We start from the raw sequence: 12,540 nt of genomic DNA, 5'->3' as shown, positions 1-12,540 counted from the left end.
ACCGTGATCACCGGGCACGGCTGAAGGCACGTGAACCGAGCATGCGCTCATGCCGCCCTGGAGGCGATCTTGCCTGTTCGCTCAGGGGTTACAGAGGTGCCAACTGCACCCTGCCGCTGAATCGGCCGCCCACTTGATCGGCGAGCCATTTGACGCGGGCGATCTGGTCGCCGTTCCGGTTCCGGACGTGCACGTGGATGGTGTGGTCCTGCGACGTCTCCTCCTGGTAGAGGTCCCGGGAATTCACTGTCAGCGTGAGGTACGCGTACTTCTGCGAGATCGCCTCCAGCCCCGCTTCGGGAACCGCAAGCCATTCGTTCAGATCCCACCGAACAGCCGCGGAATCTGGCCCCAGAGCGGCGATGAAGGGCTCGGCGCGGTCCAGCGGGCGACACCAGTCGAACACTCGGATCGGCAGGCAGTCTGCAGGGTCGTCGCCGGCCTCCGACGAACCGTGCTCCTTGCCGGCCGACGCCGACCATTCGAGGTCGGGCAGTACGTGACGTACTTGCGCCAGGACATCCGGTGACCTGATCACGGCTTCGAAGTCGACCTCTCCCTGATCGACGTCTGCCATGCCCAACAAGGTACGCACCGCATGTATCGCTTCGGACAGGTCGGTGGTTGTGAGGACAGCAGCCGCAGCAGAGTTGCTCATCCCGGAACCATAGGACGGCAGTCACGGACCAGCCCGAGGGGGTGCTGATCGACCCCGCATTCGTCAGGACCGTAGCCACATTGCAAGTGATGCTGCGGCGACGGTGCCGAGGAAGACGTAACCGTGCCTTTGCTTTTGACGCGGGCGCCGGCAGCGGTGTCGGCTGCGAGCCAGCCGGAGCAGATCGCCCAGGGTTCCGGACGAGCCGACGAGGTGCTCTCGCTGGGATCATTCCGTTGGAAGATGGCGGGCAAGGGACTCCCGCGCATCGGGGTCCCGCAGGCTACCGTCTGCCTTTTCCCTAGGCGAAGATCTACACATCGGGGGGTGCCACGTGCTGCTGGTCAGCAACGCTAGGACTGAGGTGCGGGCATGAGGCGGATACGGGCAACGCGGCTGGCGGTGTACGCGGTCGCTTCTCTTCTCGCGGGTGGCCTTCTCGCCGGCTGCGGAGACACGCCGTCCGTCAGTGACGACGGGTCCGGGCGGGTCCTGAAGAAGAACGACGACTACACCGTCTTCGAGCGAGCCGACGGCATGCGCGTCGAGCTGCGCTACCGCAGCGGTCGCGGACTCACGGAGCGCCATCGCAAGGATGGAGACTGGTCCGCTGAGCGCTTCGTGCACCGTACGAAGACGGAACCCTGCCAAGGGATCACGGTGCGGGGAAAGGGCGAACTGGTCGCTGTCATCGCTGACTTCGCCGCGTACTGCCGCGACGGCGAGCCGCCGATGGAGAACGTCGCGGTGGTCGGCAGCGGCCACGAACTCGCCGACTGGGCTGCCAAGGGCACCAAGGGCGGCGATGGCTGGGAGAAGATCCACTTCGGAAAGGGCAGTGTCGAGTTCCAGGAGCGTTGGGTCTCGGGAACGAAAACCCTGACCTGGACGAGTGGCAAGGGATTCGGCTCACAACGCAGTCAGTACAAGCCGATCCGGGCGGGCTTCCTTGGCACGTGGAAGGCCGAGGACGGCTCGCATCAGCTCGTTTTCACACAGGCCGGGGAGGGACAACCCCTTCTCACCATCAGCACGCTCACCGGCGCACCCTGCACGGTCGAGGTTCCCGTCTATCAGGTGGGCAGTACGTCCGTGGAGATGCGTGGCGAGCCGCGCGTCACGCGCGGTAGCAAGAAGCGGCTCTGCCCGCCGAAGCCCCTTGAGACGGAGTACGAGCTCAAACAGGACGACGGTTCGCTCACTCTCGTCGACTTCACCAGCAGTCCGCGCAAGGAACTGATGCGATACGAGCGGTCATGATGAGGCGCACGGGTACCAGCGGACGGCCGGACGTCGTGGGTGGGGTTTCAGCTCTCACCGGGACTCGTCCGAGTCCGCCCCGCCCCTCGTCAACCACAGCTGTGACGGTGCGCCGCAAGCGCTCCTTACAACGCTGCGCCTGCGTGCCGCGCCCTAATCACGCCCCTGACGGGGCGCACCTGAGCGCAATCCGGCCATCACGAGGTCCAAGAGCCGGGACGCCCTGGGTTGCCAGTCCGTGTGCGGGTCGATGAGCCACAGGCCTGCGATGGCGAGCATGAAGTCGTCCGTCGTGACGCCTGGGCGGATGGTGCCGGCCTCCTCGCAGGCGGTCAGCAGCAGGCCGACGGCTTCGGTGAGGGGGCCGTGGGCCAGGTTCTTCAACGTGCCCGCCGCCGTCGCTTCCCGCAAGGCCCCCGCGAGTCCCGCCTTCGCCATCGCGTACCGCGCGAGCCGGTCCATCCACTCGCGCAGGGCAACCTCCGGCGGGCCGGTCTCCAGGAGCTGCGCCGCGGCGTCGCAGACCTGTTGCACCTCGTACCGGTAGACCTCCAGGACGAGCGCCTCGCGGCTGGGGAAATTCCGGTAGAACGTGCCCTGCCCGACGCACGCCTTCTTCGCGATCAGGCTGAGAGGCGTTTGCGCCGATCGGGTCAGTTCTGCGAGGGCAACCTCAAGAATGCGCTCGCGATTGCGCTGCGCGTCGGAACGCAGCGGCGTCCGCTTCGGCGGGTTCCTCACGCGTCCTCCAACGGTCGTGGCGCGGATACCTCCTTGATGAGCGGACAGTAGTCCACTACGTTCGACAGATGCTCAGCGGACAGCTGTCCGTTTTCTCTCGTCCGTCCAGCGCCGCTTCTCCTCGCACTCCAAGACGCGAAAGAAGGCACTACATGTCCCCTGCCGGGACGACCCCCCACCTCTCCCCAACGTCCAGCACCGTCACCCTGCACATCAACGGTGACAAGCACACCCTGCCCGTCGACCACCGCACCACCCTCCTCGACGCGCTGCGCGAGCGGCTCGACCTGACCGGCACCAAGAAAGGTTGCGACCAGGGACAGTGCGGCGCCTGCACCGTGCTGGTCGACGGCCGCAGGACCGTCTCCTGTCTGCAGTTCGCGGTCGCCGCCGAGGGCCGCGAGATCACCACCGTCGAGGGCGTCGCCCAGGACGGCCGGCTGCACCCCGTGCAGGAGGCGTTCGTCGAACTCGACGGCTACCAGTGCGGCTACTGCACCCCGGGCCAGATCTGTTCGGCGCTCGCCGTTCTGGAGGAGCACGCGGCGGGCTGGCCGTCCGCCGTCACCGACGACGTACGTCCCGAGGCCGGCCCACCGGCGCTGACGCCGGAGGAGATCCGCGAGCGGATGAGCGGCAACCTGTGCCGGTGCGGCGCGTACATGTCGATCGTGCGGGCCGTAGCCCGGGCCGCAGAGATCACCACGGCCGGGAGCGCCAAGGCCGGGAACACCAAGGAGGCCCAGGTATGAGGGAGTTCGGTTACGAGCGCGCGCGTGACGTGCCGGGTGCCGTCGCGGTGCTCGGTGCGGACCCTGAGGCTCGCTTCCTGGGCGGTGGCACCAATCTCGTCGACCTGATGAAGGCGGGGGTGGAGCGCCCCGCGTATCTGGTCGACGTACGTGAACTGCCGCTGGACCGCGTCGAGTCGACGCCAGACGGCGGCCTGCGCATCGGGGCCACGGTCAGCAACAGCGACCTCGCCGCCCACCCAGAGGTCCGCCGCCGCTACCCCGCTCTCGCCCAGGCCGTCCTCGCGGGCGCCTCCGGGCAGCTGCGCAACATGGCGACGGTCGGCGGCAACCTGCTGCAGCGCACCCGTTGCCCGTACTTCACCGACGTCACCAAGCCGTGCAACAAGCGGACCCCGGGAAGCGGCTGCCCCGCCGCCACGGGCGAGCACCGCAACTCCGCGATCCTCGGCGCGAGCGAGCACTGCGTGGCCGTGCACCCGTCCGACCTGGCTGTCGCCCTCACCGCGTTCGACGCCGTCGTGCACTTCGAAACCGTCGATGGGGAAGGTGAGTTGGCGTTCGCCGACTTCTACCTCCCGGTCGGTGACACCCCGCACCTGGAGACCGCGCTGCCCGCTGGTGCGCTGATCACCGGCGTCACCCTGCCACCCGCGGCTGTCGCCGCCCACTCCCGCTACCGCAAGGTCCGCGAACGCGCCTCCTACGCGTTCGCCATCGGCTCGGCCGCCGCCGCACTCGACGTCGAGGACGGTGTCGTACGCGACGTGCGGCTCGCCCTCGGCGCGGTCGCCTCCCGGCCGTGGCGGGCCCGCGCCGCCGAGGCCGCGCTGATCGGCAGGCCCCCGTCCGGCGAGGCGTTCGCGCTCGCCGCCGACGCCGAACTCGCCGCCGCCAAGCCGCTGTCGCAGGCGGCGTACAAGGTGCCCCTGCTGCGCAACCTGCTCGTCGCACTGCTTACCGAACTCAACGAGGAGGCCGCCCGATGACGACCGTCGCAGGAGCGGACGCGGTCGGCGTCGCCCACACCCGGATCGAGGGCCGCGACAAGGTCACCGGCGCCGCCCGCTACGCTGCCGAGATCCCGTTCGCCCAACTCGTGCACGGATGGCTGGTGTTGTCGACCGTGACACGCGGCCGCATCCGTTCGGTCGGTGACGAGGCCGTGCTGGGCATGCCGGGGGTCCTCGCCGTGTTGCACCACGGGAACGCGCCCCGGGTCCGGGACGACGTCGTGGGCGCGCTCGGCCGCCCCGACCCGATCATCGAGGTGTTCCAGCACGACCGAGTGCCGCACGCGGGCTGGCCCGTCGCGCTCGTCGTCGCCGAAACGTCCGAGCAGGCCCGCGAGGCCGCCGCCGCGCTCGTCGTCGAGTACGACCGGGAGCCGCACGACATCGTCTTCCGCGCGGACCACGAGGGCGCCCGCCAGGTGGAGGACGACGAGGTCGTCAAGGGCGACCTGGAGGCTCAGCTAGCCGCCTCCGACGCCGTGGTGGACGCCGTCTACACGACGCCCGAACAGCATCACAGCGCCATGGAACCGCATGCCGTGACGGTGTGCTGGGACGGCGGGCGGCTGGAGGTGTTCGACTCCAACCAGGGCTCCAAGTGGATCGCCGACGACCTCGCGCACCTCTTCTCCCTCGACCCCTCCACCGTCCACGTCCGCTCCGAGCACGTGGGCGGCGCCTTCGGCTCGAAGGGGCTGCGCTCCCACCACGTCGCCGCCGTGATGGCCGCGACCGAACTGCACCGGCCGGTCCGCATCTCGCTGACCAGGCGGCAGGTGTTCGCGATCACCGGATACCGCAGCCCCACCACACAGCGCGTGCGGCTCGGCGCCGACGCCGAGGGGCGCCTGCGCGCCTTCGGGCACGACAACCTCAACCTCACGTCCACGCTGCGCGAATTCGTGGAGGGCAGCGCCGGGTTCGGGCGCACGATGTACGCGAGCGACGCCCACCACAGCGTCAACCGGGTGCTGCCCCTGGACGTGCCCACACCCACCTGGATGCGCGCCCCGGGTGAGGCGCCCGGCTCGTTCGCCGTCGAGTCGGCGCTCGACGAACTCGCGGTGAAGCTCGGCATCGACCCGATCGCGCTGCGGGTGCGCAACGAACCCTCCGTCGGCCCCGTCTCCGGCCTGCCGTTCAGCAGCCGCAACCTCCTCGGCTGCTTCGAGGAGGGCGCCCGCCGGTTCGGCTGGAGCGGACGTGACGCGCGCCCCCGGGCGCGCCGCGAAGGCCGCTGGCTGATCGGCACCGGCGTGGCCGCCGCGTCCTTCCAGGCCGGCGCCGCGCCCACCACCGCCTCCGCCACCGCCGAGACCGACGGCACCTTCACCGTGAAGGTCACCGCGGCCGACGTCGGCACCGGCGCCCGCACCGCCCTCACCCTCATCGCCGCCGAGGCCCTGGAGGTCGCGCCGGAGCGGGTCCGGGTGCGGATCGCCGACAGCGACTTCGGGCATGCCTGGGTCGCCGGCGGCTCGATGGGCACCCGCTCCTGGGGCTGGGCGGTGAGCGTCGCCGCCCGTCAACTCCGCGAACGGCTGGCCCTGTTCGGGTCCGACCTGCCCGAGGGCGGTGTGACCGCCACCGCGGACACCGCCGACCTCATCGCGGCCCTCGCGCAGAAGGAACGGCACGCGTTCGGCGCGCAGTTCGCCGAGGCGGCCGTCGACGTCGCCACGGGCGAGGTGCGGGTCCGGCGCATGCTGGGCATCTTCGCGGCCGGCCGGATCATCAACCCCCTCACGGCACGCAGTCAGTTGGTGGGCGGCATGACCTGGGGCCTGTCCATGGCACTGCACGAGGAAGCGGTACGCGACGACGCGTTCGGCGAGCACATCGGCGCCGACTTCGCCGGCTACCACTTCGCGGCCAACGCCGACGTCGCCGAGATCGAGGCCGACTGGATCGACGACCCCGACCCCGACGACCCCGTCGGCATCAAGGGCATCGGCGAGATCGGCATCGTCGGCGCCGCCGCCGCGATCGCGAGCGCGGTGTGGCACGCCACCGGGGTCCGCCACCGTGAGCTGCCGATCCGCCCCGACCGCGTACTGCTCGCCGAAGCGGCCCGCACCGATGCTTGACCTCGCCGCGGAGCTGGCCCCATGGGTCGCGCAGGGGCGGGAGTTCGCTGTCGCCACCGTCGTCTCGGTGAGCGGCAGCGCACCCCGCCCTGTCGGCGCGGCCCTCGCCGTCGACACCGCGGGCGAGGTCATCGGTTCGGTGTCCGGCGGCTGCGTCGAGGGCGCGGTGTACGAACTGTGCGTGAGCGCCTTGACGGACGGGCTTCCGGTCCGAGAACGGTTCGGGTACAGCGACGACGACGCTTTTGCCGTGGGACTGACCTGCGGCGGCGCGGTCGAGGTACATGTCGTGCCGGTCCTGGTCGGCACTCCTGCCCGCACGACGCTGGAGGCGGCGCTCGACCTGGCGTTGCGCGGCGAGGCGGTGGCCTTGGCGCGTGTCCTCGACGCAGGTCCCGGACTGCTCCTCGTTCGGCCGGACGGCACCTACGAGGGCGAACTCGGCACGGCCGACGACGCCGGGCTCGCCGCGCAGGCCCACGCGCTGCTGGACATCGGGCGGACCGAGGTCAGCGCGGTGCCGGAGAGCGCGGCGGAGTGCGGCACCGACATCACCCTGTTCGTGGAGTCGAGCGTGCCGCCCGCACGCATGATCGTGTTCGGCGCGGTCGACTTCGCGGGCGCCCTCGTCCGGGTCGGCAAACTGCTCGGCTACCACGTGACGTTGTGCGACGCCCGGAGCATCTTCGCGACCCGGGCCCGGTTCCCGGAGGCCGACGAGGTCGTCGTCGAATGGCCCGACCGCTATCTCCGCGCCACCCGCACGGACCCCCGCACGGTCCTGTGCGTCCTGACCCACGACGCCAAGTTCGACGTACCCCTTCTGGAGGTCGCCCTGCGCCGGCCGGCCGCGTACGTCGGCGCGATGGGATCACGGCGCACGCACGACGACCGCATTCGGCTCCTTCGGGAGGCGGGGGTGACCACGGCCGAGCTGGCACGGCTTCGGTCTCCCATCGGCCTGGACCTCGGGGGGCGCACGCCGGAGGAGACGGCCGTCTCGATCGGCGCGGAGATCGTGGCGGTGCGGCGAGCGGGGAGCGGGGTGCCGTTGCGAGAGCTGGACGGGGCGATCCACCGGGCCTGATGTTGCCCCTTCGGTCGGCCTTGGGTCACCTGGCTCAGCAGCTGCCGCCGAGGGTCTGATGACGGTCAGAGACCAAGCCGGACGGTGCTTCAGACACTCTGGGGTGCCTGGTGGACTCGGACTTCCCTCGGAAATCGCGGACCTCCCCACCACCGCCGAGGGATACTGGGGCGTGCTGATCATGGATGCTGTGCTGGAGACCTATGGGCCCACCGACCGTGCGCAGTGGCCCGTTGCCGACTCGTCCGTGGACAACCTCCTGTCCCTGTCCGGCCGACTGTCCGCGCGAGAGCTTGGTACCGCTATGGCGGTGCTGACCAGCTACAACAAGAGCGATGACGAGGCGACGGCCTTGAACCCCGAGGACAGCACGGGGCAGGTCAGTCATCTCCTGACAGCGGAGTCTGTCATCGCTCCCGGCGGTGTTCGGATCCGAGACACCTCGACCGGGGCGACCGCGGCGCCGGGGTGCTGCTTCGGCGTGGAGAGTTGGCGAGACTGGCTGCACCTGATGGACGGCGAAGAGCCGTGGCTCGGCCACAGCCCCACGCCGGGCATCGAGCACAACGGGGCGACCGTTCGGCTGTGGCCTGACGGAGAGCACCGGACGGGACTCCCCATCGAGCTGCCGCTCGCTCAGCTGCCCGAACTCATGGGCTCCGTACAGGACCAGCTCGTCGGCTTCCTGGCCTCTGTCGGCGAATGGGCTTCCCAGTACGCCCCGTCCCTGGCCGACGCTTTGGTCGCGAAGCTCGATGAGGATTTCGTCATCAGAGGTCCTCTCCGAGAAGGACAGGGCTGAGACCCGGCTCCCAGGCGCCATTGTGTTCGCGGAGGGCATGCGCTCCGCCCGTGCCGGTCCACGTCAGGACAGAGGGGATCCAGCCGCGAAGGAGACCGCCTCCCGCAAGGCACCCCCTGTCAGTTGCTCGGTACTGGGACAGGTCTGGCCAGCACCTGGTCCAGGACCTCGGTGAGGAAGCGGGCCGGATCCGTCACCGATGTCGTGGCGCGCATCGCGACGATCCCGTCCGGACGGACGAGCAGCGCGCCTTCGTCGGGTAGCCACGGGACGGCAACGCGATGCGCGGAGAGTCCGACGTCCGCCGCCGAGGTGAGCCAGCGCTCACCGGTGACGCCCACCAACAAGGTCCACCGGGACGCCACCATGTCGAGTGTGGAAACCCCGTCGATCCACGTGTGGGGCACTCGTGATCCCGGCGACCCGTCCAGCACCAGCTCCAGGTCCACCGTGGACGGGAGTTCCGGCCGAGGGTCGACAACGGCCGCCGAGTCGTACCTCTGACCGAGGTGCACGACCGGCGCCGCCCACACCCCCGCCGCGGCCCTGGCGGCGTCGGCCTCGGGTCCGCGTCCCCAGTGAAGTTTCGGGTCGGCGATCCTGCGCATCGCCTGGTCCAGCGTCGCCGCGGCGACCGGTTCACGTTCGTGCGCGTACGTGTCGAGCAGCCCGGCGCCGGCCTCGCCGTGATGGACGGCCGCCAGCTTCCACGCCAGGTTGTGCGCATCGGCGACCCCGGTGTTCAGGCCGAACGCGCCCAGGGGCGACACCGTGTGCGCTGCGTCGCCCACGAGGAACACACGGCCGACGGCGAACCTTTCGGCGGCTGCGCTCCGGGGCCGCCACGAGAGCACGCTGCGTACCTCGACGTCGAGGTCGGGATCACCGACCGCCAGCCGGACGACCGCCGCACAGCGCTCGTGCGTGAAGTCCTCGGGGCTTTCACCGCCGTCGATGTCGCAGGCGACATGGAAGACCCAGTTCGTCGCGCCGTCCACGGTGGCCAGCAGACCGGGGGCCTCCGGCCTGGTGATCGTGCAGGTGGCGAAGGACATCCCCCGCAGGTGCGGTCGGAGGTCGGCGCGGAACAGGATGTTGATCATCGACTTGCCCAGGTCGCCGGGCCCGGAGGTCCCCACGCCGAGCGCGGTCCGTACGGTGCTGTGCGTGCCGTCGGCGGCCACTACGTGCGCGCACCGCAGCGAGTAGCGTCCCTCGGGGCCTTCCAGTTCGACGTCGACCCCGTCGGCGTCCTGCCCGATGCCCACCAGGCGGGTCGACCAACGCAGGTCCGCTCCACGGCGTGCCAGGTCGGCTGCCACGACGCCATCGAGCCGGTCCTGGGCGCAGACACCGCGCAGTCGGAACGGCGTCACGTCCGATCCGTCGGCGGACGGGGTCGGCATGGGCACGGTCACGACGTCGCCCTCGCCCATCGCGACGACGGTCGGCGCCACGGCCTTGCCGACGGCCCCTCGGAGGTCGACCGCGGCGGCGTCGACGGCGGCATCGAGCCCGAGTTCGCGAAGGATCTCGACGGTGCGTGCTCCGATGCCGGTGGCCCGTGGGTGCACCGACGGTCCGGAGCGGCGTTCGACGAGCACCGCCGGGACGCCGTGGTGGGTGAGCAGCGCCGCTGTGAGCAGGCCGACGCTGCCGCCTCCGACCACGAGCACCGGTACTGGCACCGGCATTGGCATTGGCGCCGACACTTCTGGATACGCCGTCTCTGTCATGGCTACACCGTAGCCAGAAGGTACGATGCGGGTCAACGAGGAAAGGAACCGCCCTGATGACCGAGCCCGTCCCCTCGTCGGTGTGGACCCGTCCGCGCCCCGAGCCGCGTCGACGCGCGCCCGGGGTGGACCAGTACGTGGCCGCCGCGCTGACGGTCGCGGACGCGGAGGGACTGGCGGCGGTCTCGATGCGGAGGGTCGCGGGTGACCTGGGTTCCGGGACCGCTTCGCTCTACCGGTACATCACCAACCGCGACGAGCTGGTGGACCTGATGGTCGACACGGCACAGGGCGAGGATCCACTTCCCGAGCCCACCGGGGACTGGCGTGCCGACCTGGGGGCCGTCGCGCACGGGTTGCGTACAACGCTGCTTCGGCACCCTTGGCTGGCGGGTGAACTGACGGGAAGGCCCGCGCTCGGCCCCAACTCGTTGCGGCGGTCCGAGTCCGCGCTGCGCGCCGGCGTGGCCCTCACGCCGGACATCACGCTGGCCTCGCAGGCGCTCGGCACCGTACGCGCGTACGTGCTGGGCTCGGTCGCCGCCCAACAGGCCCTTCGGCTCGCGGAGCAGCGCACCGGGCTCAGCGAGGAGGAGTGGCAGCGCAGCGTCGGCCCGTACATCACCGAGGTCCTCGCTGCCGGCGAACACCCGATGCTCGCCCGCCGCGTCTTCGAAGCGGAAGAACTCGACCCCGACGTGGAGTTCACGTTCGGCCTGGACTGCGTGCTCGACGGGCTCGCCGCCCGGCTGGAGCGCTGAGCGGTCGCCTCGCGTGGCGGTTACGCCTCTGAGGGCGAACCACCGCGCGGGACGGACACCGGACCTACTTCGGCACCGCGCTGGAAGCAGCCCGTCGGCGGAGTCGATGACTCACGGGTTCGCCGAAGCCTGTCGGGCCGCAAGCACTCCATCGCATCACACGCGCTCAGCCACCGGCATCGGAACGGAAGAGCCTAGGAACGGTCCGGGCCCAGGGCATCGCGTACCGCGGCCAGGACGGCCTCGGTGTCAGCGCCGAGTGCGCGGGCCGAGGAAGTGAAATCGCGAGCGAGGGTGGCGAGTTGAGAGGCGTACGGGCGGATCGGGCCGGCCGGGCGTGCAGCGACCCGGGAGCCTGCCCCCCGGCGGGTGCGGATCAACTCGGCGGCCTCGAGCTCGCGGTAGGCACGAGCCACGGTGCCTGGTGCGAGACCGAGGTCGGAGGCCAACTGACGCACGGTGGGCAGCCGGTCGCCCTCGGCCAGCTGTCCGGTGACGATCAACGCGCCGAGCTGCGCACGGATCTGCGCGTACGGCGGTACCTGGCTGGTGGTGTCGACGCGGACGGCGAGCTCACTCATCGTCGGCGAGCCCCTCTGTCGCGTCGTCGCCGACTGCTCGCGGAGCCACGACCGTGACCAGGGACCACGCGACAGTGAACAGGTTCAGCAGGGCCAGCGGGTAGAACACCCAGAAGGTGAGCGCGCCCATCGCGCCGGCGCAGCCCGTCTCCGTCAGCGAGATGGAGACCATCACGACGGCGTACAGCTGCTGGCTCGAGACCAGGAGGCCCCAGGCCCCGGTCACCGCCCACGCGCGGTCGCAACGCTGCTGCTTGCCACCCGGTCCGTCGGCGATGCGGCGAAGGGCCCACATGCAGGTGGGAGTGGCTACGGCGAGTGCGCCGAACATCGGGAGGCTGTAGTACAAGCCAGGCCAGGGGCCCAGAAGCGCCTTCATTCCGTTGCAGGTGACGGCGACGACCTTCCCCGTGCTGAAGGTGCGGCCGGAGTCGATGGAGGCCGTGACTGCCGTGATCACCAGCAGTACGGTGAGGGAGACCCCCTGAAGGACGATCAAGGGGCCCATACGTGGTGGCACATGGTTTCTGACGAGGCGTGGCGCGAGGCTCGCGGTGCGCACCACATCCTGCGGGACCAGGGTCAGCGCGTCGGCAAGGAGGACACCCGCCACCGCGCACAGGCCGAAGGCCGTGATGCAGAACACGACGCGCTGCTCGAACTCGACGTCGCCCAGAGTGAAAAGCGCCTGTGCGGCGATGACGCCGATGGCCAGGCCCGACCAGCGGGCGTAGTGGTCGGCGTGATCGAGGAAACGGCTCTGGAGCGGGGCGGTGCCGAGCATGAGAGATCCCCTCGGGTCATCTTGTATCAAGTAGCAAGCACAAGATGCCCTAGGCGGAATTTTGTGTCAAATGATCGATACAAGGTGGTGCGAGGAGCGACGGATCCCGACGCGAAGGGCCTCTCGTCGTGACGGGCCGGCGTCGAGCATCAGGCCCTTTGCCGAAGGCGGCGGGCTCGCCAGGCAGAGGGCGGGGAGGGGCCGCCGGCCCCTCCCCGCCCCACGGAACCTCTCGCGGGGACCGATGGCCCACCGCGCGGATGACCTGCTGTCGGAGC

Annotated in this window: 12 protein-coding genes; 7 read left to right on the top strand and 5 right to left on the bottom strand. The window is 70.4% G+C overall.

All coding sequences use genetic code 11. The features are described from left to right. Positions 1-88: 88 nt before the first annotated feature. On the bottom strand, positions 89-658 hold the full coding sequence (locus tag ACIRQH_RS12870; RefSeq protein WP_404225693.1) for a hypothetical protein: 570 nt from the start codon (positions 656-658) through the stop codon (positions 89-91). A 372-nt stretch (positions 659-1,030) separates the two neighbouring features. On the opposite strand from ACIRQH_RS12870, the gene ACIRQH_RS12865 reads away from it, so the two are divergent. Beyond that, entirely contained in the window at positions 1,031-1,918 is an 888-nt protein-coding gene (locus ACIRQH_RS12865; RefSeq protein WP_404225691.1) for a hypothetical protein, read from the top strand. Between the two features lie 153 nt (positions 1,919-2,071). Here the strand turns inward: ACIRQH_RS12865 and ACIRQH_RS12860 are convergent, their stop codons facing one another. Further along, positions 2,072-2,659: a TetR/AcrR family transcriptional regulator gene (locus ACIRQH_RS12860; protein ID WP_358817621.1), complete on the bottom strand. Its 588-nt coding sequence runs from the start codon at positions 2,657-2,659 to the stop codon at positions 2,072-2,074. 152 nt (positions 2,660-2,811) lie between these two features. On the opposite strand from ACIRQH_RS12860, the gene ACIRQH_RS12855 reads away from it, so the two are divergent. The 5 genes from ACIRQH_RS12855 (at position 2,812) to ACIRQH_RS12835 (ending at position 8,400) form a co-directional block, all read left to right on the top strand. Then, positions 2,812-3,411, top strand: a complete 600-nt coding sequence (locus ACIRQH_RS12855; protein WP_404225689.1) for a (2Fe-2S)-binding protein — start codon at positions 2,812-2,814, stop codon at positions 3,409-3,411. Further along, a complete protein-coding gene (locus ACIRQH_RS12850) occupies positions 3,408-4,400 on the top strand; it encodes an FAD binding domain-containing protein (protein WP_404225687.1) in 993 nt (330 codons plus the stop codon). Before ACIRQH_RS12855 ends, ACIRQH_RS12850 begins: the two co-directional genes overlap by 4 nt. Beyond that, positions 4,397-6,511, top strand: coding sequence for a xanthine dehydrogenase family protein molybdopterin-binding subunit (locus ACIRQH_RS12845; protein WP_358817618.1), 2,115 nt, complete (start codon positions 4,397-4,399; stop codon positions 6,509-6,511). Before ACIRQH_RS12850 ends, ACIRQH_RS12845 begins: the two co-directional genes overlap by 4 nt. After that, positions 6,504-7,598 (top strand): XdhC family protein, encoded by a 1,095-nt coding sequence (locus ACIRQH_RS12840; protein WP_404225686.1) that lies wholly within the window; start codon positions 6,504-6,506, stop codon positions 7,596-7,598. The genes ACIRQH_RS12845 and ACIRQH_RS12840 overlap by 8 nt, the downstream gene beginning before the upstream one ends. A 103-nt stretch (positions 7,599-7,701) precedes the next feature. Beyond that, positions 7,702-8,400 carry a hypothetical protein gene (locus ACIRQH_RS12835; RefSeq protein ID WP_404225684.1) on the top strand — a complete coding sequence of 233 codons (699 nt, stop codon included), beginning with the start codon at positions 7,702-7,704 and terminating at the stop codon, positions 8,398-8,400. Between the two features lie 119 nt (positions 8,401-8,519). On the opposite strand, the gene ACIRQH_RS12830 is transcribed toward ACIRQH_RS12835, so the two are convergent. Beyond that, on the bottom strand, positions 8,520-10,088 hold the full coding sequence (locus ACIRQH_RS12830; protein WP_404225682.1) for an FAD-dependent monooxygenase: 1,569 nt from the start codon (positions 10,086-10,088) through the stop codon (positions 8,520-8,522). A gap of 104 nt (positions 10,089-10,192) precedes the next feature. On the opposite strand from ACIRQH_RS12830, the gene ACIRQH_RS12825 reads away from it, so the two are divergent. Further along, on the top strand, positions 10,193-10,897 hold the full coding sequence (locus tag ACIRQH_RS12825; RefSeq protein WP_358817615.1) for a TetR/AcrR family transcriptional regulator C-terminal domain-containing protein: 705 nt from the start codon (positions 10,193-10,195) through the stop codon (positions 10,895-10,897). Between the two features lie 194 nt (positions 10,898-11,091). Here the strand turns inward: ACIRQH_RS12825 and ACIRQH_RS12820 are convergent, their stop codons facing one another. Then, positions 11,092-11,478 (bottom strand): GntR family transcriptional regulator, encoded by a 387-nt coding sequence (locus ACIRQH_RS12820; protein ID WP_358817614.1) that lies wholly within the window; start codon positions 11,476-11,478, stop codon positions 11,092-11,094. Further along, positions 11,471-12,262 (bottom strand): hypothetical protein, encoded by a 792-nt coding sequence (locus ACIRQH_RS12815; protein WP_404225679.1) that lies wholly within the window; start codon positions 12,260-12,262, stop codon positions 11,471-11,473. The genes ACIRQH_RS12820 and ACIRQH_RS12815 overlap by 8 nt, the downstream gene beginning before the upstream one ends. Between the last annotated feature and the right edge of the window lie 278 nt (positions 12,263-12,540).

The sequence above is a fragment of the Streptomyces sp. NPDC102279 genome (assembly GCF_044766365.1).
In the GTDB taxonomy this organism is placed as follows: Bacteria; Actinomycetota; Actinomycetes; order Streptomycetales; family Streptomycetaceae; genus Streptomyces.
The sequence above is the reverse complement of the archived record's forward strand: the minus strand, read 5'-3'. Positions and strand labels throughout refer to the sequence as shown.

Bases quoted from the DNA above. Each gene is read 5' to 3' on its own strand.
- ACIRQH_RS12845 (WP_358817618.1), top strand. From the start codon at position 4,397: ATGACGACCGTCGCAGGAGCGGACGCGGTCGGCGTCGCCCACACCCGG.
- ACIRQH_RS12840 (WP_404225686.1), top strand. From the start codon at position 6,504: ATGCTTGACCTCGCCGCGGAGCTGGCCCCATGGGTCGCGCAGGGGCGG.
- ACIRQH_RS12850 (WP_404225687.1), top strand. From the start codon at position 3,408: ATGAGGGAGTTCGGTTACGAGCGCGCGCGTGACGTGCCGGGTGCCGTC.
- ACIRQH_RS12815 (WP_404225679.1), bottom strand. From the start codon at position 12,262: ATGCTCGGCACCGCCCCGCTCCAGAGCCGTTTCCTCGATCACGCCGAC.
- ACIRQH_RS12855 (WP_404225689.1), top strand. From the start codon at position 2,812: ATGTCCCCTGCCGGGACGACCCCCCACCTCTCCCCAACGTCCAGCACC.
- ACIRQH_RS12820 (WP_358817614.1), bottom strand. From the start codon at position 11,478: ATGAGTGAGCTCGCCGTCCGCGTCGACACCACCAGCCAGGTACCGCCG.
- ACIRQH_RS12865 (WP_404225691.1), top strand. From the start codon at position 1,031: ATGAGGCGGATACGGGCAACGCGGCTGGCGGTGTACGCGGTCGCTTCT.
- ACIRQH_RS12870 (WP_404225693.1), bottom strand. From the start codon at position 658: ATGAGCAACTCTGCTGCGGCTGCTGTCCTCACAACCACCGACCTGTCC.
- ACIRQH_RS12825 (WP_358817615.1), top strand. From the start codon at position 10,193: ATGACCGAGCCCGTCCCCTCGTCGGTGTGGACCCGTCCGCGCCCCGAG.